Annotated in this window: 27 protein-coding genes; 15 read left to right on the top strand and 12 right to left on the bottom strand. The window is 60.5% G+C overall.

Annotation, left to right across the window (positions count from 1 at the left end; genetic code table 11):
• Positions 1-61 precede the first annotated feature (61 nt).
• The 3 genes from prfA (at position 62) to AC2FF8_RS02055 (ending at position 2,778) form a co-directional block, all read left to right on the top strand.
• Positions 62-1,117 carry a peptide chain release factor 1 gene (prfA, locus tag AC2FF8_RS02065; protein WP_171232029.1) on the top strand — a complete coding sequence of 352 codons (1,056 nt, stop codon included), beginning with the start codon at positions 62-64 and terminating at the stop codon, positions 1,115-1,117.
• Positions 1,114-1,959, top strand: coding sequence for a peptide chain release factor N(5)-glutamine methyltransferase (gene prmC / locus AC2FF8_RS02060; RefSeq protein WP_496878812.1), 846 nt, complete (start codon positions 1,114-1,116; stop codon positions 1,957-1,959). The genes prfA and prmC overlap by 4 nt, the downstream gene beginning before the upstream one ends.
• Positions 1,960-2,199: 240 nt before the next feature.
• Positions 2,200-2,778 (top strand): DUF4167 domain-containing protein, encoded by a 579-nt coding sequence (locus tag AC2FF8_RS02055; protein ID WP_171167801.1) that lies wholly within the window; start codon positions 2,200-2,202, stop codon positions 2,776-2,778.
• Between the two features lie 56 nt (positions 2,779-2,834).
• On the opposite strand, the gene rsmA is transcribed toward AC2FF8_RS02055, so the two are convergent.
• The 5 genes from rsmA to lptG form a co-directional block, all read right to left on the bottom strand.
• Entirely contained in the window at positions 2,835-3,677 is an 843-nt protein-coding gene (gene rsmA, locus AC2FF8_RS02050; RefSeq protein ID WP_496878811.1) for a 16S rRNA (adenine(1518)-N(6)/adenine(1519)-N(6))-dimethyltransferase RsmA, read from the bottom strand.
• 84 nt (positions 3,678-3,761) lie between these two features.
• On the bottom strand, positions 3,762-4,727 hold the full coding sequence (gene pdxA / locus AC2FF8_RS02045) for a 4-hydroxythreonine-4-phosphate dehydrogenase PdxA (protein WP_496878810.1): 966 nt from the start codon (positions 4,725-4,727) through the stop codon (positions 3,762-3,764).
• Positions 4,724-5,977 carry a peptidylprolyl isomerase gene (locus AC2FF8_RS02040; protein WP_170344046.1) on the bottom strand — a complete coding sequence of 418 codons (1,254 nt, stop codon included), beginning with the start codon at positions 5,975-5,977 and terminating at the stop codon, positions 4,724-4,726. The genes pdxA and AC2FF8_RS02040 overlap by 4 nt, the downstream gene beginning before the upstream one ends.
• Entirely contained in the window at positions 5,968-8,130 is a 2,163-nt protein-coding gene (locus AC2FF8_RS02035) for an LPS-assembly protein LptD (RefSeq protein ID WP_496878809.1), read from the bottom strand. Before AC2FF8_RS02035 ends, AC2FF8_RS02040 begins: the two co-directional genes overlap by 10 nt.
• Positions 8,130-9,230, bottom strand: coding sequence for an LPS export ABC transporter permease LptG (gene lptG, locus AC2FF8_RS02030; RefSeq protein WP_496879265.1), 1,101 nt, complete (start codon positions 9,228-9,230; stop codon positions 8,130-8,132). The genes AC2FF8_RS02035 and lptG overlap by 1 nt, the downstream gene beginning before the upstream one ends.
• A 229-nt stretch (positions 9,231-9,459) precedes the next feature.
• Here lptG and AC2FF8_RS02025 point away from each other — a divergent pair, with 229 nt between their 5' ends.
• From AC2FF8_RS02025 to AC2FF8_RS02015, 3 genes are read left to right on the top strand one after another with little or no spacing between them, the layout of a single operon-like run.
• Positions 9,460-10,926, top strand: a complete 1,467-nt coding sequence (locus tag AC2FF8_RS02025) for a leucyl aminopeptidase (RefSeq protein WP_496878808.1) — start codon at positions 9,460-9,462, stop codon at positions 10,924-10,926.
• 4 nt (positions 10,927-10,930) lie between these two features.
• Positions 10,931-11,389 carry a DNA polymerase III subunit chi gene (locus AC2FF8_RS02020; RefSeq protein ID WP_257598856.1) on the top strand — a complete coding sequence of 153 codons (459 nt, stop codon included), beginning with the start codon at positions 10,931-10,933 and terminating at the stop codon, positions 11,387-11,389.
• A 31-nt stretch (positions 11,390-11,420) separates the two neighbouring features.
• Entirely contained in the window at positions 11,421-12,467 is a 1,047-nt protein-coding gene (locus AC2FF8_RS02015) for an aldo/keto reductase (RefSeq protein WP_496878807.1), read from the top strand.
• Between the two features lie 76 nt (positions 12,468-12,543).
• On the opposite strand, the gene AC2FF8_RS02010 is transcribed toward AC2FF8_RS02015, so the two are convergent.
• Entirely contained in the window at positions 12,544-13,530 is a 987-nt protein-coding gene (locus AC2FF8_RS02010) for a GlxA family transcriptional regulator (RefSeq protein WP_170344051.1), read from the bottom strand.
• Between the two features lie 133 nt (positions 13,531-13,663).
• On the opposite strand from AC2FF8_RS02010, the gene bcoG reads away from it, so the two are divergent.
• The 4 genes from bcoG to AC2FF8_RS01990 all read left to right on the top strand — a co-directional run bounded on the left by bcoG (position 13,664) and on the right by AC2FF8_RS01990 (position 17,187).
• Positions 13,664-14,578 (top strand): 3-dehydrocarnitine:acetyl-CoA trimethylamine transferase BcoG, encoded by a 915-nt coding sequence (gene bcoG, locus AC2FF8_RS02005; RefSeq protein WP_170344052.1) that lies wholly within the window; start codon positions 13,664-13,666, stop codon positions 14,576-14,578.
• A 61-nt stretch (positions 14,579-14,639) separates the two neighbouring features.
• Positions 14,640-14,957 (top strand): hypothetical protein, encoded by a 318-nt coding sequence (locus AC2FF8_RS02000; protein ID WP_496878806.1) that lies wholly within the window; start codon positions 14,640-14,642, stop codon positions 14,955-14,957.
• Between the two features lie 8 nt (positions 14,958-14,965).
• Positions 14,966-16,432 carry a carnitine 3-dehydrogenase gene (locus AC2FF8_RS01995; RefSeq protein ID WP_496878805.1) on the top strand — a complete coding sequence of 489 codons (1,467 nt, stop codon included), beginning with the start codon at positions 14,966-14,968 and terminating at the stop codon, positions 16,430-16,432.
• Positions 16,429-17,187 (top strand): SDR family oxidoreductase, encoded by a 759-nt coding sequence (locus AC2FF8_RS01990; RefSeq protein WP_496878804.1) that lies wholly within the window; start codon positions 16,429-16,431, stop codon positions 17,185-17,187. The genes AC2FF8_RS01995 and AC2FF8_RS01990 overlap by 4 nt, the downstream gene beginning before the upstream one ends.
• Position 17,188: 1 nt before the next feature.
• Here the strand turns inward: AC2FF8_RS01990 and AC2FF8_RS01985 are convergent, their stop codons facing one another.
• Together AC2FF8_RS01985 and AC2FF8_RS01980 are read right to left on the bottom strand one after the other, a co-directional pair.
• Positions 17,189-17,371, bottom strand: coding sequence for a hypothetical protein (locus tag AC2FF8_RS01985; protein WP_117868740.1), 183 nt, complete (start codon positions 17,369-17,371; stop codon positions 17,189-17,191).
• Between the two features lie 79 nt (positions 17,372-17,450).
• Positions 17,451-18,320 carry a helix-turn-helix domain-containing protein gene (locus AC2FF8_RS01980; RefSeq protein ID WP_496878803.1) on the bottom strand — a complete coding sequence of 290 codons (870 nt, stop codon included), beginning with the start codon at positions 18,318-18,320 and terminating at the stop codon, positions 17,451-17,453.
• Positions 18,321-18,428: 108 nt separating this feature from the next.
• Here AC2FF8_RS01980 and AC2FF8_RS01975 point away from each other — a divergent pair, with 108 nt between their 5' ends.
• Genes AC2FF8_RS01975 through AC2FF8_RS01965 form a run of 3 tightly spaced genes read left to right on the top strand, consistent with a single transcriptional unit; the run spans position 18,429 to position 20,451 of the window.
• Positions 18,429-18,632, top strand: coding sequence for a DUF2061 domain-containing protein (locus tag AC2FF8_RS01975; RefSeq protein WP_170344057.1), 204 nt, complete (start codon positions 18,429-18,431; stop codon positions 18,630-18,632).
• On the top strand, positions 18,625-19,527 hold the full coding sequence (locus AC2FF8_RS01970; protein WP_496878802.1) for a fatty acid desaturase: 903 nt from the start codon (positions 18,625-18,627) through the stop codon (positions 19,525-19,527). The genes AC2FF8_RS01975 and AC2FF8_RS01970 overlap by 8 nt, the downstream gene beginning before the upstream one ends.
• 21 nt (positions 19,528-19,548) lie before the next feature.
• Positions 19,549-20,451 (top strand): EamA family transporter, encoded by a 903-nt coding sequence (locus tag AC2FF8_RS01965; RefSeq protein ID WP_496878801.1) that lies wholly within the window; start codon positions 19,549-19,551, stop codon positions 20,449-20,451.
• On the opposite strand, the gene AC2FF8_RS01960 is transcribed toward AC2FF8_RS01965, so the two are convergent.
• The 4 genes from AC2FF8_RS01960 to AC2FF8_RS01945 all read right to left on the bottom strand — a co-directional run bounded on the left by AC2FF8_RS01960 (position 20,448) and on the right by AC2FF8_RS01945 (position 25,303).
• On the bottom strand, positions 20,448-21,794 hold the full coding sequence (locus tag AC2FF8_RS01960; RefSeq protein ID WP_496878800.1) for a DEAD/DEAH box helicase: 1,347 nt from the start codon (positions 21,792-21,794) through the stop codon (positions 20,448-20,450). The genes AC2FF8_RS01965 and AC2FF8_RS01960 overlap by 4 nt on opposite strands.
• A 185-nt stretch (positions 21,795-21,979) precedes the next feature.
• Positions 21,980-22,909 carry a glycosyltransferase family 2 protein gene (locus AC2FF8_RS01955; protein ID WP_496878799.1) on the bottom strand — a complete coding sequence of 310 codons (930 nt, stop codon included), beginning with the start codon at positions 22,907-22,909 and terminating at the stop codon, positions 21,980-21,982.
• Positions 22,906-23,649, bottom strand: coding sequence for a hypothetical protein (locus AC2FF8_RS01950; RefSeq protein ID WP_257598846.1), 744 nt, complete (start codon positions 23,647-23,649; stop codon positions 22,906-22,908). Before AC2FF8_RS01950 ends, AC2FF8_RS01955 begins: the two co-directional genes overlap by 4 nt.
• A 49-nt stretch (positions 23,650-23,698) precedes the next feature.
• Positions 23,699-25,303 carry a peptide chain release factor 3 gene (locus AC2FF8_RS01945; RefSeq protein ID WP_257598845.1) on the bottom strand — a complete coding sequence of 535 codons (1,605 nt, stop codon included), beginning with the start codon at positions 25,301-25,303 and terminating at the stop codon, positions 23,699-23,701.
• Positions 25,304-25,412: 109 nt separating this feature from the next.
• Between AC2FF8_RS01945 and AC2FF8_RS01940 the strand changes: the two genes are divergently transcribed.
• The gene (locus tag AC2FF8_RS01940) at positions 25,413-25,775 is read left to right on the top strand and encodes a nuclear transport factor 2 family protein (RefSeq protein ID WP_170344063.1); all 363 of its coding nucleotides are present in this window, start codon (positions 25,413-25,415) and stop codon (positions 25,773-25,775) included.
• Positions 25,776-25,848: 73 nt separating this feature from the next.
• Entirely contained in the window at positions 25,849-26,628 is a 780-nt protein-coding gene (locus AC2FF8_RS01935; RefSeq protein WP_496879264.1) for an SDR family oxidoreductase, read from the top strand.

Raw genomic sequence — 26,628 nt, 5'->3', positions numbered from 1 at the left:
ACAGCAAGCTTAGCATGACGTGGCCCTTGACCAAAGCCCCCGGATGATAGACACCGCCGGGATGATCCCCGAAGAACGACTTGAACAGATCACCCAGCGTTTCCAATACCTCGAAGCAGCCATGGCGGATGGCGCATCGGGCGGCGATATTGCAGCGTTGGCCAAGGAGTATTCCGACCTCAAACCCGTGGTCGATCAGATCATGGCCTGGCGCCAGCTGGTGGCAGATCTGGCTGAGGCCGAGGCGATGCTGGCCGACCCGGATATGAAAGAGTTGGCCGAAGAGGAAATTCCGGACCTGCAATCACGCATCCCCGAAGCGGAACACGCGCTGCAACTGGCGCTGCTGCCAAAGGATGCGGCAGATGCGCGGCCGGCGATGCTGGAAATTCGCCCCGGTACCGGCGGGGACGAGGCCGCTTTGTTCGCGGGCGATCTGTTGCGTATGTATCAACGCTATGCCGAGGCCCACGGGTGGCAGTTCGAGATCATCGAAGAACAGGCTTCTGATCTGGGCGGGATCAAAGAGGTGGTGGCCCATATCAAGGGCGACAACGTCTTTGCCCGGCTGAAATACGAATCCGGTGTGCACCGTGTGCAGCGCGTACCCGAAACCGAAAGCGGCGGGCGGATTCATACCTCGGCGGCGACCGTGGCGGTTTTGCCCGAGGCCGAGGATGTCGACATCCAGATAGACGCCAATGACATCCGTATCGACACGATGCGCAGTTCCGGCGCAGGCGGGCAGCACGTGAACACCACCGACTCGGCGGTGCGGATCACGCATATTCCGACGGGCTTGGTGGTAACAAGCTCCGAGAAGTCCCAGCATCGCAACCGCGAGATCGCCATGCAGGTGCTGAAAACGCGGCTTTATGACCTCGAGCGGCAGCGGATCGACAGCGAACGCTCAGCGGATCGCGCCAGCCAGGTGGGATCGGGGGATCGTTCGGAACGCATTCGCACCTACAATTTCCCACAGGGGCGGATGACGGATCACCGGATCAACCTGACGCTTTATAAACTGGATCAGGTGATGCAGGGGGATCTGGACGAAGTGATTGACGCCCTGACGGCGGATGATCAGGCCCGGTTGCTGGCCGAGATGGCGCAATGACGGGGGTGCAGACGGCTGCGCAGGCCATGGTGGCCGCTACAGCGCGCTTGAGGGCCGCGGGCGTGGATGACCCGGCGCGGGACGCGCGCCTGTTGTTGGCCCATGCCGCACGGATAGAAGCCAGCCGGGTGACACTGATAGCCCCGGAAGAATTGCAGCCCGAAATCGCGGAACGCTATGACCAGTTGGTTTCCCTGCGCGCCATTCGGGTGCCGGTGTCTCATCTGCTGGGCGAGCGCGAGTTCTATGGGCGCAGGTTTCGCGTCAGTTCGGATGTTCTGGATCCGCGCCCCGAGACGGAAACCCTGATCGAGGCCGCACTGAGCGAACCCTTTGACCATGTTTTGGACCTCGGCGTCGGGTCGGGCTGCATTCTGGTTACACTGCTTGCGGAACGCACCAGCGCTTCGGGCCTTGGGGCCGACCTGAGCGAAGCCGCCTGTCTTCAGGCCAGCGCCAATGCTGTGCTCCACCAGGTACAGGGGCGGGTAGAGATCGTGCAGTCAAACTGGTTTGAAAACATTGAAGGTCAGTTTGACCTGATTGTTTCCAATCCGCCGTATATTTCCGTAACCGAAATGGAGAATCTTTCGCCCGAAGTGCGGGAGCACGAGCCGCGCATGGCGCTGACCGATGAAGGGGACGGGCTGGGCGCGTACCGGCAGATCGCGGCCTCGGCCCCGGATTTCATGCTGCCGGGCGGGCGAATACTTGTGGAAATCGGCCCGACACAGGCAAATCTGGTGTCTGCCTTGTTTGATGCGGCGGGATTGGCGGATATTTGCGTAATCCCCGATCTGGACGGGCGTGACCGCGTTGTCGGCGCAAGGTTGCCGGGTTGATACTGTTGTCTGAGGCCAAAAAACGCTGCCCCGAGTAAAAAAGCGTGTGAAAATTCGAGATTCCTCTTGTCTGCACGGTCAGGACATGTTTACTCAGGATTAGTCGGCGAGGTTGACGCTGTTGCAGCGCACCCCTGACGCCAAGCCCAAAAAGTCGACGTCCCGTCACAGCAAACGCCTCAGAGCAGTGCAAAAAGCGGGTTGAGCGACAGCGCATTGATAAGGCTGACGTAAAGTAAGATGAGATCTTCCAAATCCCGCTCGCGGGCCAAGAACAACCGCAATCGTCCTTCCGGCGGTAACGTCGTAAACCGGGTTTTTGACAGCTCGGGTCCTGAAGGCAAAGTGCGTGGCACGCCACAGCAGATCATTGATAAATATAATCAGCTGGCGCGTGACGCTCAGTTGGCAAACGACCGCGTCGCTGCGGAAAACTTCCAGCAGCATGCGGAACATTATCTGCGCATGCTGAGTGAGGCGCAGCGCGAGATTGAAGCGCGCCGCGAAGAGCAGGAGCGCCAGAACCGCGAACGCCAGGCCGAGCGTGATCGTGAGCGCGCTGAACGACAGGAACGCGAAGCGGCCCGACAGGCCGATCCCGCCGAAGCGCCTCAGCCGGACGTGATGGATTTCGCCGCACCGGATGCTGCTCCGGAAAGCGGGCTGGTCGAGACACCGGAAAGCAAGGGCGCCGAAGCTCCTGCGCCGGAAAAGAAGGAAAAGCCTGCGCGCAAACCACGGGCGCGCAAGCCCAAACCGGCGCCCGCGGCCGAAGACGCACCCAAAACGGATGGTGACGCACCGGAAGCAGCTGAATAAAGCCGGCATCAGAAATTGCAAAGCCCCGAGGTCAAGCCTCGGGGCTTTTTTTGTGATCAGGGGTTCTGGACTTCGCGCGCCAGGGCACAGAACGCTTCAAGCGGAACCTGCTCGGCCCGTTCAGTGGGCTGGATACCTGCGGCCCGCAAGCGATCCTCGATATCAGGGGCGATGCCTTTCAGAGACGCTCGCAGCATTTTGCGGCGTTGATTGAAGGCAGAGGCCACCACACGCGACAGGGTCGCGGCGTCAGCAGGGTAGCGCGGTTCGGGCAGGGCGGTCAGGTGGACCACCGCGCTGGAGACTTTGGGCGGCGGGGTGAAGGCGCCGGGGGGCAGGGACATGGCGATGCGCGCCTCGGCCCGCCATTGGGCAAGGATGGCGAGGCGGCCATACGCCTTGCTGCCCGGCTGGGCCACGATGCGTTCGGCCACTTCGCGTTGGAACATCAGCGTCAGGCTCTGCCAGAAAGGGGGCCATTCCGGGGGCGTCAGCCAGCGCACCAGCAGTTCGGTGCCGACGTTGTATGGAAGGTTGGCCGCGATGCGGATTGGCGGGGTCAGATGTTCGAGCGGGTTGATCTCGAGCGCGTCACCGTTGATGACCTCCAGCCTTCCGGGATAGGCGGCGGCGATATCGTTCAGGGCGGCGATGCAACGGGTATCTTTTTCGACTGCCACGACCTTGCGCGCGCCTTCGGACAGAAGCCCTCGGGTGAGGCCGCCAGGACCAGGGCCGATTTCCAGTACGTCGCAGTTTGCAAGATCGCCGGCCTGACGGGCGATTTTGGCGGTCAGGTTGAGGTCCAGAAGGAAGTTCTGACCCAAGGATTTGCGCGCCGAGAGTTGATGTGTGGCGATGACCTCGCGCAGAGGGGGAAGATTGTCGATTGCACTCATGATCCGATTACCGTGACGCAGGCCGTAGGGGCAGTGCCAGAAATTTTTTGCCTCCGGCGGGGATATTTTCAGCCAGGTGAAGGATCAAGAGCCTTGTACCATGCGTTGGGCAAGCTTCAGAGCTTCGATCAGGCTGGTTGGATTGGCGATGCCTTTCCCGGCGATATCCAGTGCAGTGCCGTGATCTGGCGACGTGCGGATGAAGGGCAGGCCAAGGGTGACGTTCACGCCCCGGTCGAAATCCAGTGTCTTGATCGGGATCAGGGCCTGATCATGATACATTGCGATTGCCGCGTCATAGCGGGCACGTGCAGCAGCATGAAACAACGTATCCGCAGGGTGCGGGCCTGTCAGGGTCGCATCTTTCAGTTTCAGATCGGCCAGCATTGGGGCGATCCAGTCAAGCTCTTCGCGGCCCATTTTGCCGCCTTCGCCGGCATGGGGGTTCAGGCCGGCTATGGCGATGCGGGGGTGCTGTATGCCAAACTGGTCGCGCAGGCCGCGCGCGGTGATTTCGATCGTCTCGCGCAGCAGGTCCGGCGTCAGTGCGGCGGGAACCTGCGCCAGGGGAATGTGGATTGTTGCCGGGACAACCCGCAACTGGTCGCTGGCCAGCATCATGACAACCCGGCGGGTGCCCGACAGCGCAGCCAGAAACTCGGTATGGCCGGGATAGGTAAACCCGGCGCCGTCTATCAGCGCCTTTTTGTGAATGGGTGCGGTGCACAGAGCGGCCGCTGCCCCCCCTTTTACAAGGTCTACGCCGGTTTCGATGGCATCGATCACCGATGGGGCATTGGCTGGGTCCGGCTGGCCGGGCATGTTTGCGGCAGGGAAGTTCAGGTGCAGCACGGGCAAGGCCTGATCACAGACTGCAACAGCATCCGAAGGGGTTTCGATTATCGCAACGGGGGTGCCAGCAGGCAGGTGGCTGGCATCGCCGATAAAGAAAAACGGGCAGGTTTGGCGCAGCTCGGCCCACGCTTTGGCCGCGATTTCAGGGCCGATCCCGGCCGGTTCACCGCAACTGAGCGCAATCGGGCGAGTCATTCCTGAACAATGGTGGCGTCAGCCCGCAGTTGCTCTACCAGGCTGGCCGCAAAGGCTTGTAGCCGCTGTTGCGCCAGTGCGTTCGCTACGTCTGCCCGCGAGGTGTTTTCGCCCAGATCGCGGGTGCGGTTGCACAGCATCAAGAACACCAGCGTCTGTCCGTTGTTGCGGGTCAGGTTTGTTGACACCTCGTTGCGATCCAGCTTTGCCAGCTCTACGGCGATGTCACGCGGTACTTCAGACGGGCTGGCTTCGATACGGTCCAGAACTTCGACGGGTTGATCCTTGGCGATGCCATACAAGTCATCGCAGGTGTCGATCTCTTCCCGCAGGGCGGCAGCCCGCGACAGGGTGTTGGCGCTGCGGCCGCCCGGCAGGTAATAGGCCGCATAGTCAAGTTTGGAGATAGGCGGCGCAGCGGTCGCCACCTCGCGCAGCCCGCGCAGCTGAAACAGGGCAACGGCGTTTGGCAGGCTGATGGGATCGGTGATTTCACCGTTCTGGAGCCCAAGAATAACCGGCTGCAATGCAGGAGGCAGGTTGGAGATATTCAGCCAGTCCAGTCGCCCGCCTTCGTTGCGGGTTGCCGCTCCGGAATATTGCGCCGCTGCGGCTGAAAACGCTTCGATAGTTTCAAGTCGCGAGATTTCTTCCGCAAGCAATTCGGTCTGTGCCACGGTTTGCGGGTTCACCGGGATGATGATCTCGGACAGCAAGACCTGAAGGCCGCCGCCACCGGTCTGTCCCAGTGCGCGATCAATCTCGTCTTCGGTCGGGCGGGCCTGTGACAGGTAGCGCGAGCTTATGTAATCGCGCCAGGCCAGCTGATCCGCAACATAATCACGGACAGTTTCCGGGTCGACGCCCGCCTCACCCAAAAGTTGCAGGAACTGTTCGGTGGACAATTGCCCGCGCGAGGCGAACTCGTCGATACCCAGTTGAACAGCTTCCGGTGCTGCTTCGACGCCTGCTTCGCGCATGGCCTGTTTGCGCAGTTTTTCTTCGATCAGGGCTTCCCTGACGTCAGCTTCACTGCCGCCGGGCAGACCCAGAACATTCAGGAATTGCAGGCGTTGTTCCAGCTCGTACCAGGTGACGATGTCCTGATTCACGCGGATCGCTGGCGAGAACAAACTCTGGGCGCTGACCTGCGGCGCTGAAAAAGCGAGGAAAACGGCGGCCAGCGCCGGCGCGACCGGTTTGTGCCAACCGGAACGAAGAAACCTGGAGAAACCTGATATCAACTGCATTTTCTCTTGTATGTGTTACCACCGCCTTCAAGGGCGTATCCTGTCAGCGATAGGGTAAAGCCGAATTCTGTCGAAGGCTCAATAGTGGATGTTGAAGTAAAGCGTCTGCTTACGGACATGTTAACCTGAACACATTCATTCTGGTAGGTTACGCCAAGACCCAGCCGGATTGGTTCTGATTGGTTCAGATCATAGCGTGCCTCGGCATTCGTAAGCCAGTTCTGGTCGACCTGGTAGCGGCCCAGAAGCCAGATTTCCGAGATTTCATCCGCAATGTTTTCCGCCGGATCCGGTTCCTGCCAGATATAGCTTCCGGACAGGCCGGCAAATTCCGAGGCCCAGGCCCCGCGCAACTCAGCTTTGACGAAGCTGAAATCGCTGTCGATCAGACCGCGCCCGCCAAGCGACCAACCGTTGGCCGTGGTGACTTGTCCCGCCACCAGCAAGTCGGACGTGGTGCCCTGCAAGCCGGATGTCAGGGTGAAATTCGGGTCGGCATCCGCCCGAAACACCTGACCCACTGTCACCAGCGCCTGCTGTCCGCCTGTACCATAACGTGCCCAGTTCAAGCCGATGACCCCGGTGGCACCGTCTTCGCGCTGATCTTCGGCAGGGAATCGGGACAGGGCCAGCAGATTGCCCTGATCGAATTCCTGAAACGTGCTTTCATCATCTGGCACATTGGTGTCCGAGACATGGGTCCATCCGATCTGCGCGATCGGTTCCAGAAGCTGAACGGCGCCGGTCTTTTCGCGACGGGTCATCGGATAGCGAAGCGTCAATGCCGCGCGCGGGGTCGAGCGGGTCACATTGCTGGGAAAGTTGCTGTCATGACGGATGTTGAATGTATCCACCGATGCGCCCAGCGTCGCGTCGGCACGCAGGCCCGATGCAAACGTCCAGCTTCGAAGCCATTCGGCGTCAAAAGTGGCCCGTGCCAGGTCGCGGCCGACGATATCAGCGTCGCTGGTGCGCTCATGAGCGTGGCCGACAAAGGCCAGCCGCACCTCGCCACCAAGTGCGCCGGGAAAGAACCGCTTTTCATAGTTCAGATCGAAGACGCGGGATGGGATTTCGTCCTGATTTTCACTGTCACGCAGAGTTTTGTAGTGGATCAGGCTTGTTTTGAACGCGGTGTCGCGTTTGATCCGTTCCAGCGCGACTTCACTGCGCAAACGGTCCAGGTCCGGTAGCCCATAGTCGGCCAGATAGGCGTCGTCCGAGGTGGTTTGCAGATCGAATGTCAGCCGGAAATCGTTCTTCAGGTTGAACCAACCGCCGGCGAACAGATAGCCGCGATCCTGGTCGGGCTGGACGTCATCACGGGTATAGGCGCCTTCAAGCTGAATGCGCCCATTCACGAACGCCTGACGATACCGATATCCCAGCGTTGTGGTCTTGGCCGACAGATACGGCGTCAAGGTCAGATCCTTGTGGTCCCCCAGCTTGAAGAAATAGGGAACCTGGACCCCCGTTCCCAGTTGCGAGGTGCTGCGGATCGACGGCACCAGAAAGCCGGTCGCGCGATCCAAAGTCGGGTCCGGCAAGCGCAGATAGGGGAAATAGAATACCGGATAATCTAGCACCCGAAGCTGCGCGCCCTCAAAGTACAATTGCCGTTCCAACTGGTCATGAGTGACCTTGCGGGCGCGGATCTGCCAGAGCGGTGGCTTACCATTGGTGCAGACATGGCAGGAAGTGGCCGAGACCTTGCTGAATTGCGTATAGCGGCCCGCGGCCCGTTTCGCCTGAACCGAGGCAATCTGGATTTGCTGATCGAAAACCATCCGAGCACCGATCAGCAGGCCGTTCTGGATGCCGCTGTCCAGCTGGCCGGAATCGGCCAGAAGGGTCGACTGGCCCCCCTGATCAATACGAATGGGGCCCACCAGTGTCAGCTCGCCCGTTTCCCGGTCATAGGTGATGCGTTGGGCCGACAGCTTGGTATCGCCCTGAAAGGCTTCGACATGACCTTCGGCCACCAGTTTCCTGTCGGGTGTGATAAAGACCTTGTCGGCAACCAAAAGGGCGGGTTCGGCCTGTGACTGCGCCGCTTGCGGGTCAGGCTCAGCCGACGTGGTTTGCGCCGCCAGAACCGTCGGTGCCGACAACGCGATCGCGCTGGTCAGCAGCAGGGGAATCATGCTCCGCATCAGCCGTCCTCCGCGTGTAGAAGCAGGCCAAGGGACAGCAGGATGGCGGCGAAGGGTGGCGCCCAGGCAGCGATATAGGTGGGCAATTGTCCGTTTTCCCCGAGGATTTGCGCAAAATTGCGGACGAAGTAGATGGCAAAGCCAAGCAGAACGGCAGTCAGCACGGCAATTCCGGTGCCGCCGAACCGAACGTGGCGCATGGTGAAAGCGGCCCCGATCAGGACCATCGAGACCAGAAAGAAGGGCCGGGCCAGTTGCACCTGCAACCACACTTCATACTGCTTGGTTGAAAACCCGGCTTCGCGCAGGTCTTTGATCAGTTGCGGCAGATCATAAACAGATACCGAATCCTGTTGCCCCAGCGTGTCCAGAATCCGCTGCCGGGTCAGCGAGGTCGGCAACTCCAGCCGTTCATGCTCCACCGAACTGGTTTCGGGGTTCTGCCCATCCCGCAAATTCCAGATCTTGGCCTGCGACAGGACCCAGTTTCCGTCCTCCAGCACGGCCCTGTCGGCGACGATCTGCTGGGTGGGTTTGCCGTCGCGCGCAAAGGTGATGATGGTTACGTCGTCCAGGCCAAGCGTATCCCCGTTCGAGGTGCCCCGGGCGTGGATGACGGCCTGACCGTTTTCCGCGGATTGACGTAGCCAAAGGCCTTCGCTGCTGATCGAAAGCGCTGAACTGCCGTTGTTGCGATAGGAATTAGACAGGCGTTGGAATTCCTGGGACGTGGCCGCGGCGATGGGGTTCAGCAATGCCACTGCAAGCGCGCCGATGATCAGGGCCAGCGCCGCCGGCGCAACCAGCGCGCGGATACCCGAGCGACCCGTGGCGCGGGTCACCACGAGTTCAGACGTCCGTGCCAGCCCGACGAACAGGGCAATGGTGGACAGAATTACCAGCAGAGGCAGCATTTCACTGATGGCGGCCGGCGTGTTCAGAAGCGTCAGGTGCAGCAATTGGCCGAAGGACAGGTCGACTTCGTCAAATCGGCGGATCTGTTCGATCAGATCGATGAGAATCATCAAGGTCAGAAAAATACCGCCGATGACAAGAAAGCTCTGCACAAAGCGGCGGGCGAAATAGCGGTCGAGGATCACAAGAGTGCCCCCGCCAAGCCTTTTGCGCCGGAAAACGGGCCGAAATCGCGCATGCATGTCCTCCTGCGCGACGGCGTATGCCTGCCCTCTCGTGTCACGTCTTTCTCCCCCGAGCCTGCCGGTTATTTTTGCGGGACCTTACTGCAATTGAAACGCGGGGAAAACTGCTATCTGGTCAAGTCGGGCGGCGCGGGCTAGGTCTTGGGGAACAGAATTCGAGGAGTTTGCAATGAGCAGTCTGATACCGGTCCGTTTTCAGGAGTTTGATCTGGATGCGATGGCGCAGGCCGAAGGGCGGGTGGCCATCATCATTCCGCCGGACGGGAAAATGAACCCTGCGGCGCGCCGGGCCAATCGCCTGACGAAAGGCGCCGTGGCGCGGCTTGTCGAAAGTGAGAAATTCGGAAAGTCCAAGACTGGCGATGTCATCTCGATGGCCTGGCCGGCCGGGATGGCGGCCGAGGCGCTGGACGTCGTGGTGCTGCCGCGCCGCCCGGAAGCCGATGAGGCCCGCAAAGCCGGTGCCGCTTTGGCCAAATGCGCGGGTGGCCAGGACATGCTGGTGTTGGTCGGCAATCAGGCGCAGACCGAAAACCTGGCCCTTGGCTTGGTGCTGCGCAGTTATGATTTCAACGCGCACAAAACCAAGGACAGCGAAGGCAGCGGATCGATTACGATTGGCCATTCGAAACCCAAGGAAGCCGAAGCAGAGTTTGCACCGCTATATGCGATTGCCGACGGCGTGCGGATGACGCGTGATCTGACCAATGAACCTGCAAATGTTCTGACGACCTCGGAATTTGCCGATCGTCTTGTCGAGATGCAGGAGCTGGGCCTTGAGGTCGAAGTTCTGGAAGAGGACAAGCTGGCAGAACTGGGCATGCGTACATTGCTGAGCGTCGGGCAGGGCTCTGCCAGCCCGTCCAAAGTCGTCGTGATGCACTGGAATGGCGGCGACAAGGACGATGCGCCCTTGGCCCTGGTGGGCAAGGGTGTGGTTTTCGACACAGGTGGCATTTCGCTGAAACCGGCCGGTGGCATGGAAGACATGACCATGGACATGGGCGGTGCCGGTGTTGTTGCTGGCACGATGCGCGCGTTGGCCAAGCGCAAGGCCAAGGCCAATGTGGTGGGCCTTGTCGGTCTGGTCGAGAACATGCCTTCGGGCAATGCCACCCGTCCGGGCGATGTGGTCAAGTCGATGAAAGGCGATACGGTCGAGATCATCAACACCGATGCCGAAGGCCGTTTGGTTCTGTGCGACGTGATGTGGTACGCGCAGGAGCGGCTCAAACCGGTGGGCATGATCGATCTGGCAACGCTGACCGGTGCGGTCATCATCGGGCTGGGGCATGAGAATGCGGGTGTGTTCTCGAACAATGACACATTCTGTGACGCCTTCCTGAAATCGGCGAAGGCCGAGGACGAAGGCGCGTGGCGGCTGCCTTTGGGCGATGGCTATGACAAGCTGCTCAAATCGCGCATCGCCGACATGAAGAACGTCGGTGGCCGTCCGGCGGGCTCGATCACGGCGGCGCAGTTTCTGCAACGTTTCGTGAAAGAGGATACGCCGTGGATTCATCTGGATATCGCGGGTGTGGCCTCGGTGTCGTCCGAGACATCCTATGCGCCCAAAGGTGCCACGGGCTGGGGTGTGCGCGCGCTGAGCCGGTTCGTGCAGGACAATTTCGAGTAAGCATATGGGTGCTGTCTATTTCTACCATCTGACCCGCCAGCCGCTGGAGCACACCTTGCCTGTGCTGCTGGACAAGGCGCGGCAGGCTGGGTGGAAGATTGCCGTGCGGGGCACCGATCCCGCGCGGATGGACTGGCTGGATGAAAAGCTGTGGCTGGGCCCCGAGGACGGGTTCCTGCCGCACGGTCGCGAAGGTGGGCCGCATGACGCCGAGCAGCCGATCCTGCTGACCACCAGCGCCGAGGCCACAAACGGCGCGGTGTGTGTCATGGCGGTGGACGGCGCGCCGATCGAACCCGAAGAGGTGTCGGCGCTGGAACGGGTTTGCATTCTGTTCGACGGCAATGACGACATGGCCGTACAGCACGCACGCGGGCAGTGGAAGACGCTGACCGGCGCCGGATGCGCCGCGCAATACTGGTCGGAAGAATCCGGGCGGTGGGAAAAGAAGGCCGAAGCCTGACGGGCCGTGCCATTTATCAGGAGATTTGAGGATGCAGATGAAGCCTCTGGGCCGCACCGGGATTGTCGTGAGCGATCTTTGCCTCGGGACGATGACGTTCGGATCGCAGACCTCGGAACCGGATGCGCACCGGCAGATGGACATGGCGCTGGATGCGGGGATCAACTTTGTGGATGCCGCCGAGATGTATCCGGTGAATCCTGTCGCCAAAGAGACAATTGGTCGGACCGAAGAAATTCTTGGAAACTGGAATGCTGCCAACAGGGCACGCCGGGCGGATTTCGTACTGGCAACCAAGCATTCGGGTGAGGGATTGTCATATGTTCGCGACGGTGCGCCGATCACGGGAAAAACCATTCCCGAGGCCATCGAAGGGTCCTTGCGGCGGTTGCAGACGGATTACATCGATCTCTACCAGTTCCACTGGCCCAATCGCGGCAGCTATATGTTCCGTCAAAACTGGGATTATGCGCCTTCGGGGCACAATACCGCGGACGTTCTGGATAACATGCAGGAGTGTCTGGAGGCCTTGCAGGTTCAGGTGGACAAAGGCAACATCTGTGCTTTTGGTCTGTCGAATGAAAGCGCGTGGGGTACGGCGCAGTGGCTGAGACTGGCCGAACAGACGGGCACACCGCGTGTGGCGTCCGTGCAAAACGAATATTCGTTGCTGTGTCGCCTGTTCGATACCGACATGGCCGAGCTGAGCGTACATGAAGATGTCGGCCTGATGGCGTTCTCACCCCTGGGGACCGGGTTGCTGACCGGAAAATACCAGGGTGGGGCCGTGCCGGGCGGCTCGCGTATGTCGCTTTCGCCAGAATTGGGCGGGCGCAAGTCTGACCGGGTGTTTGATGCGGTCGCGGCCTATCTGGATGTTGCCGCGCGGCATGACCTGGATCCGACCCATATGGCGCTGGCCTGGTGCCGCTCGCGGCCGTTCATGATGTCGGCGATTTTTGGCGCGACCACGGTCGCGCAGCTTGAACACGTTTTGGCCGGTGCGGATTTGACGTTGTCACAGGACGTGCTGGCCCAGCTGGACGCTGTCCACAAGGCGCACCCGATGCCGTACTGAGGCGAGGGGGCTCTGCCCCCGGCACGCTGCGCGTGCCTCCCCCGGGATATTTCTGGCCAGATGAAGTTGGATCGGGTCAGTGATGGGTGGGGTGCGCGCGCTCTTGCCGGAGGTCGCGGGCAGATTGACCATGCGCGGTGCGGAAAGCGCGGGCGAAGCTGGATTGCGAGGCAAAACCGGTGGCCAGCGCGACATCCATCAGTGGAAGGTCGGTGTCGGTGACCAGACGGCGGGCCTCGGCCAGGCGCAGTTGCAGATAGTGATCCTGCGGCGTGGTGTTCAGGCGCAGGCGGAACTGTTGTTGCAGAGTGCGCGGGCTGGTGCCCAGCTGGTCTGCGATATGGGCCAGTGGCAGGGGATCATCCAGGGATGCCTGCATCAACGAATTCGCCTTTGCCGTCAGCGCAGTGTGGCGATGTGGAACGCCGGTGCGGCTTTGCGGTGTGCCGGGGTCCGGCGCGCCATCATACAGAAACAGGCCCGAGACACGGGAGGCGAAACCCGCGCCATGACGGGCGGCGATGATGTGCAGCATCATCTCGACAGCGGGAATCGCGCCGCCCGAGGTCAGGCGACCGTCCGACACAGTAAAGCGGTCAGGGCGCACGTCGACGTTGGGGAAGCGGGTGGCGAAGTTTTCCAGGTCTTCCCAGTGGGTCGTCGCGGGGTGACCGTCCAGCAGCCCGGCCTCGGCCAGCAGCCAGGGGCCGCCGTCAATCCCGGCCATCGTCGCCCCGGTACCGGCAATGCGGCGCAGCCCGGCCAGCAGGCTTGGTGTGGCGTGGCGGGCCAGTTGGAAGCCCGCGACAACAATCATCAGGTCGCAGCCTTGCAGGCGAGCAAGCGGGATGCCGGGCACTTGCAACGCGCTGGTCAGCATCGCGGGGTTCGCCGTGGCGGTCACATAATCCCAGTCAAAGGCGGGCCGGTCCGCCAGGCGGTTGGCAGCGCGCATCGGATCGACCGCCGAGGCGAAGCTGAGCGTGTTGCATTCGTCCAGCACCAGCACAGCCGTTTTCAGGGCCCGATGTTCGGGTTGCAGTATGTTTTTTGCGGATTGCATCAAGTTCGATTCGCATTCTGCCAAGTGGTTTTCCCAAGGCTGCGCCAGAGTCGGGTCAGAACGCAAATCGGAATCCGGGGAGAAGCCTGGGGAAAACCCAAGGTAAAACCGGGTATAACTTGGGGAAAACGCCATGCCTCTGGAAATGAACCGCGAAGTCTTTATCACCTGCGCCGTGACCGGCTCGGGCGGGACGCAGGATCGCAGCCCTCATGTGCCACGTTCGCCGAAGCAAATTGCCGACAGTGCGATTGCCGCCGCAAAGGCGGGCGCGGCCGTGGTGCACTGCCATGTGCGCGACCCTGAAACAGGTGCGCCGTCGCGCGATCTGGCGCTGTATCGTGAAGTGACCGATCGCATTCGGGATGCCGAGGTTGACGCGGTGCTGAACCTTACGGCCGGCATGGGTGGAGACATGGTGTTCGGCGGTATCGAAAACCCGCTGCCATTGGCCGAGGCCGGAACCGATCTGGTTGGTGCGACCGAACGTGTGGCCCATGTGGCCGAGTGCCTTCCCGAGATCTGCACACTGGACTGCGGCACGATGAACTTTGCCGAGGCCGATTACGTCATGACCAACACGCCCGGCGCGTTGCGCGCGATGGGGCAGATGATGACCGATCTCGGCGTTAAGCCCGAGATCGAGGCCTTTGACACCGGCCATCTGTGGTTTGCCAAGCAGCTGGTGAAAGAGGGAATTCTGGAACCCAACGCCCTGGTTCAACTGTGCATGGGTGTGCCGTGGGGCGCTCCGGATGATCTGAACACCTTCATGGCGATGGTGAACAACGTGCCCGATGACTGGACGTTCAGCGCGTTTTCGCTGGGGCGGAATGAGATGGCGTATGTGGCGGCCTCGGTTTTGGCAGGCGGCAATGTGCGGGTCGGGCTGGAGGACAATCTGTGGCTGGAGAAAGGCGTTCTGGCCGAGAACTGGCAACTGGTGGAACGTGCAGGCACCATCATCGAGAACATGGGCGCGCGGGTGATCGGCCCGGCCGAGGTGCGCGAAAAGCTGGGCCTGGTCAAACGGGCGCCCAAAGGTTGACCTGCTTGCGCCCCTTGCCATGACCGGAAAGCGCAGGTGTGCCAGCAAAAGGAAGAGAGCAATGCGATCGGCGGTTGTAATCTGCGCGACGGTTCTGGCTGTATGTCTGCCCCGGGTCGGGGTGGCACAGACCGCGGAAGACCCTTTGGCCCGCAAGGACTGCGAAGCCAAAGGGGGAAGCTATGAGATGGGCGGGCGGATACGGCAGTTTATCTGCTTTGAACCTTTGCCCGACGCTGGAAACTCCTGCGAAAAAGCCTCTGACTGCGCAGGGTTCTGCCTGTCGGAAACCAAACAATGCAGCGCGGTGACACCGCAATTCGGGTGCATTCCGCATCTGGATGAGGCGGGGCGCGCGCAGGTAATCTGTATCGATTAGAGGACAGCATGACAAAGACGGCAGCAATCATCGGGGGCGGTGTCATCGGCGGCGGATGGGCCGCACGGTTCCTGCTCAATGGCTGGGACGTTCGGGTGTTCGACCCGGACCCCGAAGCAGAACGCAAAATAGGCGAAGTGCTGGATAACGCCCGGCGATCCCTGCCGGGGTTGAGCGATGTGCCTCTGCCGGCCGAGGGCGCGCTGAGCTTTCATGACGACATGGCCGATGCCGTACAGGGTGCCATCTGGATTCAGGAAAGCGTGCCAGAGCGGCTGGACCTGAAGCTGAAGGTTTACAAGGGCTTGCAGGAGACTTGTGATCCAGACGCGATCATCGGATCCTCGACCAGCGGGTTCAAACCATCGGAACTTCAGGACGGTGCGTCGCGCCCCGAACAGATCGTGGTGACGCACCCATTCAATCCGGTCTATCTGCTGCCTCTGATCGAGCTGGTGCCGACCGACAAAAACCCACCGGAGATGATTGAACGGGCCAAGGAACTGTTGACCTCGGTTGGTTTCTTCCCGCTGCATGTCAGGAAAGAGATCGACGCGCATATCGCCGACCGGTTCCTTGAGGCGGTCTGGCGCGAGGCGCTGTGGCTGGTCAAGGATGGCATCGCCACGACCGAAGAGATCGACGAGGCGATCCGGATGGGCTTTGGCATCCGCTGGGCGCAGATGGGATTGTTCGAAACCTATCGCGTGGCCGGAGGTGAAGCGGGAATGCGACATTTCATGGCTCAGTTCGGGCCAGCCTTGAAATGGCCCTGGACCAAGCTGATGGACGTGCCGGAATTCACCGATGAACTGGTCGACCTGATCGCCGATCAGTCAGACGCGCAATCAGGGATGCATTCGATCCGTGAACTGGAGCGCATTCGCGACAACAACCTTGTTGGCATGATGCGTGCCCTCAAGGCGCAGAACTATGGTGCGGGGGCGGTGCTGAACCAGCATGATGCGCTGTTGAAACCGGGCGCCCTGCCGACGCTGGACCAGGCGGATCTGAGCCAGCCGATTCTGACCCTGTCCCGCGCCGTGCCGCTGGACTGGACGGATTACAACGGCCATATGAACGAGGCCAAGTATCTGGAAGCTTTTGCCGCCGCCACGGACCGCTTCATGGAGATCATCGGCTGCGATATGGAATACATCGCGTCGGGTGGCAGTTATTTCACCGCTGAAAACCACATCCGTTACATCGACGAGGTCCATGCAGGTGCGAAGATCGATGTGCGCACGCAGATGCTGCTGGGGCAGGGCAAGAAGCTGCATGTCTTTCACAGCATGTATGATGGCGACAAGCTGTTGGCCACGGGCGAGAGTTTCCTGCTGCATGTCAGTCTTGAAACCCGCCGCCCCAGCCCGCCGTCGCCCAGGATTGAAGCAGCGATGGCGCGGATTGCCGAGGCACAGGCCGGTTTGCCTTACCCTGAAGGGGCGGGTGCTGGCATTCGCAAGCCCTCATGACCCGGCGCGTTTTGGTAACAGCCGGGGCATCTGGCGTCGGTCGGGCCATGGCCGCGGCGTTTGGCGCCGCCGGTTATGATGTCTGGGTGACGGATATCGACCCGTCAGCTCTGGATACATTGCCCGACCATTGGGAGACGCACAGGGCTGATGTGACCAATGAGGCCGACATGAGCGCGGTGTTTCAGGCCGTCGAGTCAGCCGGCGGGCTGGATGTGCTGTGCGCAAATGCCGGAATCGCCGGGCCGACCAACGCGATCGAGGATATCGATCTTGATGCATGGCGCGCCTGTGTCGCGGTCAATCTGGACGGGGCCTTTCTGGCCGCCAAATACGCGGCGCCGATGATGAAGTCGGCGCGGGCGGGCAGCATCATTCTGACCTCTTCGACCGCCGGTCAGTACGGCTATCCGTTCCGAGCGCCTTACGCCTCGGCCAAATGGGCGGTCATAGGGTTGATGAAAACGCTGGCGATGGAACTGGGGCCGCTGGGCATTCGCGCAAACGCCATTTGCCCGGGTGCCGTGGAAGGCCCGCGCATGGAAGGTGTCTTGGCCCGAGAGGCAGCCGCGAAAGGCATGACCCGCGATGAGGTCTATCAGGGCTATGCCTCGGGCACTTCAATGGGGCGCTTTGTGGAAGCGCAGGATATCGCCCATATGGCCGTCTTTCTTGCTTCAGACGCAGCGCGGCTGGTGTCTGGGCAGGTGATCGCGGTGGATGGGCACACCGTCAATCCCGACCCGAAACTGTAACTCAGCCCTGATTTGGTCCCCGGATCTGGCGGATGGTCTGACGGACCGCCTGCCAATCCTGCGCCTCTTTCTGGTTTCCGGCAGCTTCGCATTCGCGCATCTTTTGCGCGGCTTCCGCCTCGGCCCGGTCTCCGTGCGCAGCATACAGGGCGCGTGCGTATTGAGCGGTTTGAATTGCGTCCATTCCTGTGGTCCTCCGTTTGTGGTCGGAATGCCCGATGGTTCGCGCCAAGGGACGATAGCACAGGTTTTGCGCCGCTGCATCAACTCTTGCCGGATACATCCGCTCTGAGTTGTCGCAAGTGGTCCGGAAAATCGCGGGCGGCCACATCGGCCTCGCGCACCAGAGTGTCGAAATGGCGTGAAAATGTCTTGATCCGATCCCGGTCGCGAAACGCCAAATAGTGACTTCCGGCGTAAAAAACGCAAAGAAGCGGCCCGAAAATCGTTACCGGGGCGGAATACAGCCTTTTGGCATCAAACAGATAGATCCGCATCCGGGGATAGAGTTGTTCACACAAGGCCAGCAAGTGATCGATCTGTTCCAGCCGAATTTCCGGGCAAAGGCCATGGTAGTACCCCGTGCCGCTTGCAAAGCTCTCGATCTCGTACAACGGCATGGAAATTTCGTAATCTGACTGCGCACTGCGCATCCAGGTCAGCCTGTCTTCGGACGCTCCGATGGCCTGATCCGCCGTGCGCCCCAGATGGGGGGCATATTCCCATTCCAGTACCGCACGCGTCTTGAGCATGTCGGGCAGGGCGGCCGGGACATGACGGATCTTGTACCCGGCGGCTTCTTTGTGCCAGTCGAAAATCCGCTCATCGACCAAGGCGCGGGGCGCTTCGGTAATGGACAGGGTACTGGCCAGTAATTCTGCCGCGCTTTCCGGTCTGTCGGACAGGCTCAGCAACCAGTCGGCCGAAACGCCCAGTGCCGCGGCACAACCACCCACAACATGCGCGTTGGGAAGACGCGCACCATGATCGGTCAACAACTGAGATACGGTTGATCGGTCCACGCCGATATGGCGCGCAAGCGCGCTTTGGCTGACGTGGCGGTCCTCCATCGCGCGGGCAAGGCGAAGGCGGAATTGAGCGGCGCGGTCGCGCTTGTCGATATTTTCCTGCATAAGTTCAAAAATATCACAGTTGTTGAGTTTTGTTAATCATATTCAGAATTTTCAGCGTGAGAAATGAAATGTAAACCCTTTGTAAAAGCAAAAAGAATGGGGTTTGGAATGGAAACACGGCGAAGATCTGTCGTGAAAGCAATCGTGTGGAATGCCATGGGTCTGGCCACCATGACGCTGGTGGGTCTGATCGCCACGGGTTCGGCTGCTGTCGGCGGGGCATTGGCGCTGGTGAATACCGCCATCGGCCTGACGCTATACATTGTCTATGAAAGAATTTGGGCCGGAATTTCGTGGGGGCGCAATGGCTGAACCCTCGACGCCCAAATCGCCCGAATGGGGTACATTTGCCCTGATCCTCGGCTGTTATGCCGCATGGCTGGTCGGGCTGTTCTGGCTGGCGGATGATTCGGTGTGGTTGGCGGTGCCGGTATTGGGCTTTGTTGCAGCCCTGCATTCGTCTTTGACGCACGAAGCCCTGCATGGGCACCCGTTCCGAGCCAAATGGCTGAATGAGGCGCTGATGGCGTTGCCGCTGACCCTGGCCATTCCGTACAACCGTTTTCGCGATCTGCATTTGGCGCATCATCAGGATGCCACCTTGACCGACCCGTATGACGACCCCGAGTCCAACTATATGGATCCCAAGGTTTGGGCGGATCTGCCGCGTGGCGTGCAGGCTGTGCTGGCCCTGAACAACACGCTTCTGGGGCGGATGGTTCTGGGTCCGGCTGTAGGGCAGGTTCTGTTTCTGAGCGACGAATGGCGGGGGCTGCGGCGCGGCGACAGGGCGATCCTGCTGGCATGGGCTTTGCATATCCCCGGCGCGGTTGCGGTGCTGTGGATCGTTGCACAATCGGCCATGCCGATCTGGGCTTATCTGATTTCAGCCTATGTCGGGCTGGCGTTGCTGAAAATCCGTACCTTTCTGGAACACCGCGCGCACGAGAAATCCCGCGCGCGGACCGTGATTATCGAAGACAACGGGCCGCTGGCATTTCTGTTTCTGAACAACAACCTGCATGTTGTACATCACATGAATCCCGCCGCGCCATGGTATCGGCTGCCGTCGTTGTATCGGGATGGCAAAGACAGGTATCTGGCCTGCAATGAGGCGTATGTTTACCGCTCCTATGCACAGATTTTCCGGCAGTATCTGCTGCGCGCCAAGGACCCGGTTCCGCATCCGCTCTGGCCAAAGCACTGATTTGGCGACACAACGGGTGACATGAGTCTCTGGATCCCTGTCACCATCGCCGCCGCCAGCTTCCAGACCGTACGGTTCATGCTGCAAAAATCCTTGAGCCGCGTGAAGCTGTCTGCCGCGGGCGCGACCTTTGCGCGGTTTGCGTATTCCATGCCGCTGGCCGTTGCCGGGTTGTTTGTGGCGTTACAGATAACCGGGGCCAGTCTGCCACCACTTAACGAAGTATTCTGGCTTTACGCTGTCATCGGAGGTACGGCTCAAATCCTGGCTACGATCTGTGTTGTGGCGTTGTTCAAACAAAGAAATTTTGCGGTTGGAATCACCTTCAAGAAAACAGAAGTCATTCAGACCGCGATTGTCGGATTTCTGGTTTTGGGCGACAGCGTTTCCGGCGGCGCTCTGGTTGCGATCCTGTTGGGGTTGATGGCGGTGCTGTTGCTGTCGAAAACCCCCGGTGGAGGCGGTGCCTGGTGGCGGCATCTGACCAACCGCGCGTCCCAATTGGGGCTTGGATCAGGGGTTTTGTTTGCGTTTTCCGCGGTCAGCTATCGCGGGGCGTCGTTGCAATTGGGTGATGCCGACGCCTGGTTCCGCGCACTGATCACCCTGGCCGCCGTCGTGACGTTCCAGTTTGTCAGCATGGGGCTGTGGCTGTTGTGGCGCGACCGGGCCGAGCTGCGTGCGGTGTGGCAGACCCGATCCACCGGTGTCTTTGTCGGCCTGACCAGTCTGGGCGGGTCGTTTTGTTGGTTCTGGGCCTTCACCTTGCAAAACGCAGCCTATGTCAAAGCGTTGGGGCAGGTAGAGCTGATTTTCAGCCTGATGGCGTCGATCCTGTTTTTCCGCGAGACGATCACCCGGCGAGAAATCGCCGGGATGTTGCTGTTGGGTGTTTCGATACTGGCGCTGGTGTTGGCGATTTAGCCGGCGCGACGTTCGTCAAAGCTCAGGGCAATGAAGCTGGGCAGGTGATCGCCCATACCCACCACGGGCCGGCCATTGTCTTCCTTGCGCCCGCGGCCACGCGCTTTGGGCTCTCGCTCTTTCCGGGCGTCTTTCTTGACTTCGGAGTCCCGGGCTTTTTTCTCGAGCTTCGGCTTTTCAGGCCTGGGCTCTTCCTTGACCGGATTGTCGAGGCGCGGGATGTCTTTCTGGATCAGCTTTTCGATCGCAGCCAGGGCTTTTTCATCGCGGGCTGAGCAGATCGTGATGGCCTTGCCTTCGCGCCCGGCGCGACCGGTGCGGCCGATCCGGTGTACGTAATCTTCGGGGTGGCCGGGGACGTCGAAATTGAACACGTGGCTGACGGCCGGAACGTCCAGACCGCGCGCTGCGACGTCCGATGCAACCAGAAGACGCAATGATCCGTCGCGGAACCCGTCCAGTGTCTTCATCCGCTGCGATTGGTCCAGATCGCCATGGATCGCGGCAGCGTCATAGCCGTATTTCTTCAGCGATTTCGCGCAGATATCGACATCCGTCTTGCGATTGCAGAAGATGATTGCGTTGGTGCACTTTTCACCTTCGGCGTCGATCAAAGCACGCAGCACGTTGCGTTTCTGGCTTGCTTCACGGTCCCGACGGCCGCCTTTGAACATGACAACGCCCTGTTCGATCGTCTCGGATGCGGTCGCTTGGCGGGCGACTTCAACCCGGGCAGGGGCCGACAGGAATGTATCCGTGATTCGTTCGATCTCGGATGCCATGGTCGCCGAGAAGAACAGCGTTTGCCGTGTGAAAGGCGTCAGCGAGAAGATGCGCTCGATGTCAGGAATAAAGCCCATATCCAGCATCCGGTCGGCTTCGTCCACCACCATGATCTGCACGCCGGTCAGCAGCAGCTTGCCACGTTCGAAATGGTCCAGCAGGCGGCCCGGAGTGGCGATCAGAACGTCGACGCCACGGTCGATCAGGGCCTCTTGCTCTTTGAAGCTGACGCCGCCGATCAACAGCGCCTTGGTCAGTTTCAGGTGTTTGGTATAGGTGTCGAAATTCTCGGCCACCTGGGCGGCCAGTTCCCGCGTCGGACACAGGACCAGCGAGCGCGGCATGCGCGCACGGGCGCGGCCACGGGCCAGCAAGGTGATCATCGGCAGTGTAAAGCTGGCGGTTTTGCCGGTGCCGGTCTGGGCGATTCCCAAGACATCGCGACCTTCCAGAGCGGGAGGAATCGCGCCTTCCTGAATTGGGGTCGGGGTTTCGTATCCGGCTTCCTCAATGGCTTTGAGGACCTTCGGGTTCAGGTTCAGTTCGTTGAATTTTGTCATGTAAGTCCGGTTTTTGCGGACACTTGACCTGGCCCGCGCGTCAAAGATGTGCCGGGCCCGGATGGCCATACGCGTGATGCGACATTTCGGCTTGTACGCGGACATAACAAAAACGTTGGCCGGGGTCAAATGAAGAGAATTTCACCTGTGCCTGCCTGTCGCCTGCGGTGAATTTCAGCAACAATTCAGCAACTTCCGGGAAAGTGTTTCTCCAGCTTTTCGTCCAGGTTCAAAGGGCGGTGGCGCAGCAGGCCGTGGCGTTCCAGGTTGGCGCGCACCTGTGCGTCCGCGCCGCTCATTTCATTGTAGAACGCACGCAGCCCGTCCATGCCGTGTTCGGCCTCGATCCAGTTGAGCAGTTCATTCTTGCTCAGCCCTCCCTGTTCGCGCGGAACATTCGGAGCCATGCCGGCCTGATACGAGCCACGATCCATGCGGAACTGGTAATGCGCTATCCAGTGATTCCAGTCCGGGGCATGACGATGGCACAGATCGATCTGGGGAAGCTCGTATTTGCACGGCAGCAGCGCCTTGTTCTGAAACAGGTTGTGGATGCGGATGCTCAGGTTTTTCAAGCCGGTGCGCACGAACAGCTTTCCCTGCACGTGACTCAGGAAACCGCCCATGACGAAGGCGCCGTAATTCGGGTAAATGGTCTCGACCAGCGCTTCGCGGTTCGGGCCATGCGGGATATGAGCTTTGTACAGGTCATCGCCCCCGGCCAAGGCTTCTAACGGGCGGACACGCACCGCGGGAACCGTGTCTGGAACATCGCGCAGAATATCGGAAATGGGGGCCGCCGGCCAAAGAAACTCATCCACATCGATATGTGTCAACCAATCCAGCCGAGTGTTTCGATAGGCAAAAGTGGCATGAACCGACTGGCGCACCTGATGCTTTTCCGGTCGTGCGCGTCCGCGTTTTTCCCAAAAGGCGTCATCACAGTTACGAACCCGAACCTTGGGGTGCATTCTCAGTGCTCTGAACGTGCGGCGGTTGGGTTCGTCCATGTAGATATACATGGAATCCGCCCCCAGTTCGAGGTGATGGGCCACGAACCGAAGGACGTCTTCGGTTGGCCCCCGGACCATGGAGACAATGCCCCAGGTGGTCATTTGCGCGGTGCGCGGGCGTCGCGCATGCGTTTCAGGCGTCGAAAAATTCCGCCTGGGTCCTTGTTCAATTGGATCATCAGGTGATCCACCAGCGGCGCAATCGTGGGATCATTCATCGCCCTGGTCCAGATCGGAGCGATGAGATTGACGTCAAGCCCGCCCTTTTCGAAGGAAAAGCCTTTCATCTGATAGGGCAGCGGCACGTGGTTCCTGTCCTTGAACTGAAACGGCGTTTCCGGGGCCAGCCCCGAGAAGAGCCGCTCGAACTCATACAGCTTCATCATGCTGAAGAACACGCGCAAAGCATGTCCGACCTCGCGCTGTGTCGGGGTCTGACCGTGATCTGCAAAGGTCTGAACAGAAGACACCAGCCAACGAAGGTCGAGGACGGAAAGAAGATGGTCGGATTGTTCGTCCCACAACCGGCAGAACAGCGCAGGGGCCTGACGCGGAAAGGAGCGTTTTCTGAGGTTCGAGATCAGCTGGGCGTTCAGGAAGGCAAGCTCTGATTTCCCGACGAATTCCCGCGCGATCTGAACGTGTTTGCGATCCCAGGTGGTGTTGCGCCCGGGCGGCAATTCGGTGGCGCTGTCGGGCACGATGCGTTTGGCCAGATCATCCAGATCGACGTCAGGCCCGGGCAGGGTCAGGGTGCCGAACTGAAACGGGCTGCGCCGGTTCTCATAGCTGTCCAGCATGTCGGGCAGGCCACCGGGATAGGTCAGTTCGTCGTCACTCATGCGGGCAGGATTGCACAGCCAAACCTGCCTGTGCAATCAGACAGTTGCCTCAGGTCATCATCTCTTTTGTCGCAGTCAGGTTCAGCGCGGGATAGTCACGGATCACCCGGTCGATATCCCATTGCAGGCGGGTCAGATAGACAATGTCGCCGTCATGGTCATGGGCGATGTGCTGTTTGTTGGCATTCACGAATTTTTCGACTTCTGCCTTGTCACCGCTGACCCAACGCGCCGAGGTGAACTGCGAGGCCTCGAACCGCACCGGCAGGCCATATTCCATCTCGATCCGGCTGGCGAGCACTTCGAACTGCAACGCGCCCACGACCCCCACGATAAAGCCCGAACCGATCGAAGGCTTGAACACCTTGGCCGCACCTTCTTCGGCGAACTGCATCAGGGCTTTTTCCAGATGCTTGGCCTTCATCGGATCGCCGGCGCGGACGCCTTGCAGCAGTTCCGGCGCAAACGACGGGATGCCGGTCACCCGCAGCGCTTCGCCTTCGGTCAGCGTGTCGCCGATGCGCAGTTGCCCGTGGTTGGGAATGCCGATGATATCTCCGGCCCAGGCCTCTTCCGCCAGTTCGCGGTCAGAGGCCAGGAACAGAACCGGGTTCGAGATCGCCATCGGTTTCTTGCTGCGCACATGAGTCAGCTTCATGCCACGCTTGAAGTGACCGCTGGCCATGCGGACAAACGCCACCCGGTCGCGGTGCTTGGGGTCCATGTTGGCCTGAACCTTGAAAACAAACCCTGCGACTTTCTTTTCATCCGGGGATATCTGGCGCGGTTCGGCGGATTGAACCTGTGGCTGCGGGCCATAGGCGCCGATGCCTTCCATCAATTCCTTGACGCCGAACGAGTTGATGGCCGAACCGAACCAGATCGGTGTCATGTGGCCTTCCAGCACCGCCTGCGGGTCAAGTGCGGGCAGCAGCTCGCGGGCCATCTCGACCTCTTCCAGCAGTTTGTCCAGCAAATGCTCGGGCACGTGTTCCGCCAGTTTGGGGTCGTCCAGCCCGTTGATTTCGATGCTTTCGGCCACCTTGTTGCGGTCGGCGCGATCCATCAGTTCAAGCCGGTCGCGCAGCATGTCATAGCAGCCGATGAAATCGCGCCCCACGCCGATGGGCCAGGCGGCGGGCGTGACGTCGATGGCCAGCATTTCCTGGATTTCGTCGATGATCTCGAACGTGTCGCGGCTTTCGCGGTCCATTTTGTTGCAGAAGGTCAGGATCGGCAGATCGCGCAGGCGGCAGACCTCGAACAGTTTCTGCGTCTGGCTTTCCACACCTTTAGCGCCGTCGATCACCATGACGGCCGCGTCTACGGCTGTCAGCGTGCGATAGGTGTCTTCCGAGAAATCGCTGTGGCCGGGTGTATCCACCAGGTTGAACCGGAAGTTCCCATAGTCGAACGACATCGCAGAAGCCGAGACCGAGATACCGCGATCCTTCTCCATCTGCATGAAGTCCGACCGGGTCCGCCGCGCCTCGCCCTTGGCACGGACCTGACCGGCCATCTGGATTGCACCCCCGTACAGCAGGAACTTTTCCGTCAGCGTCGTCTTGCCCGCATCCGGGTGAGAGATGATGGCGAATGTCCGGCGCCGGGCGATCTCGGGCGGCAGGGTGGGTTGGTTCGAGGTATCAAGCATGAGCGCGCGTATATGCGGGGAATCCTGCCGAAGCAAGACAAAGGGGCTGGTTCGAATCATACGGCTGTGGCAATAAGAACATATAGTGAACAAAAGATGGAGTGGATCAATGAATTTGAAAGAGATTGCAGATGAACTGGTGGCCGGTTGCCGGGAAGACCGGGCCAAGGAAAACCTGTCCAAGCTGTATGCGCCGGATGCCGTTTCGGTCGAAGGGCAGGATTTTCAGGGAATGGGTCGGGAAACCAAAGGGGTCGAAGCCATCCGTGGCAAGCACGAGTGGTGGGAAAGCGCCCATGAGGTTTCTGCTGCGTCTGTCAGCGACCCGTTTCCCCATGGCGAAGACCGTTTTGCCGTGATTTTCGAAGTGCAGGGCAAGGTGAAAGAAACCGGCGAGGCGTTCGATATGCGCGAAGTGGGTGTCTATCACGTCGCTGACGGCAAGATCGTCCGGGAGGAGTTCTTCTATTGATCGACGATCCGTTTCTGGTCTTCCCTGTCTGGCCGGTGCTAGACATGCGGCAATGACTGACAGGGAGGACCCGATGGATCTGGGAATTCAAGGAAAGCGCGCGCTGGTCTGTGCCAGCAGCAAGGGATTGGGTCTTGGGTGCGCCGAGGCGCTGGCCGCGGCTGGCGTGAATCTGGTGATGAACGCACGCGGCCCCGAGGCGTTGGAGGCTGAGGCCGCGCGCCTGCGGTCAGAACACGGCGTCGAGGTGCAGATCGTGGCCTGCGACGTGACCACGCCAGAAGGCCAGGCACAGGTGATCGAGGCCGCGCAGGGCGTTGATATTCTTGTGACAAATGCCGGTGGACCGCCGCCGGGCCTGTGGTCGGACTGGGAGCGCGATGATTTCATCAAGGCGCTGGATGCCAACATGCTGACGCCGATTGCGTTCATGAAGGCGCTGTTGCCGTCGATGATGGAAAAGGGGTGGGGCCGGGTGGTGAATATCACCTCGCAATCCGTGCGTGCGCCGATTGCGGTTCTGGGCCTGTCGAATGCGGCGCGTACAGGTCTGACGGGCTATGTGGCCGGAACCTCGCGTCAGGTGGCGCCACACGGGGTGACCATCAACAACCTGCTTCCGGGTATTCATGCCACGGACCGGGCGGATTCTCTGGACAGCGGTGTGGCGGCGCAACAGGGTATTTCGATCGACGAAGCACGCGCCAACCGTGCGGCGACGATCCCGGTCCGACGCTATGGGTCGCGGCAGGAGTTTGGTGCCACCTGCGCGTTTCTGTGTTCGCAACATGCGGGCTTCATCGTCGGCCAGAACATCCTGCTGGACGGCGGTGCGACCAACCTGACGATGTGA

The sequence above is a fragment of the Ruegeria sp. YTSA144 genome (genome assembly GCF_059610125.1).
Note: the sequence above shows the minus strand (reverse complement) of the source record. Positions and strands in the feature narration are given on the sequence as shown.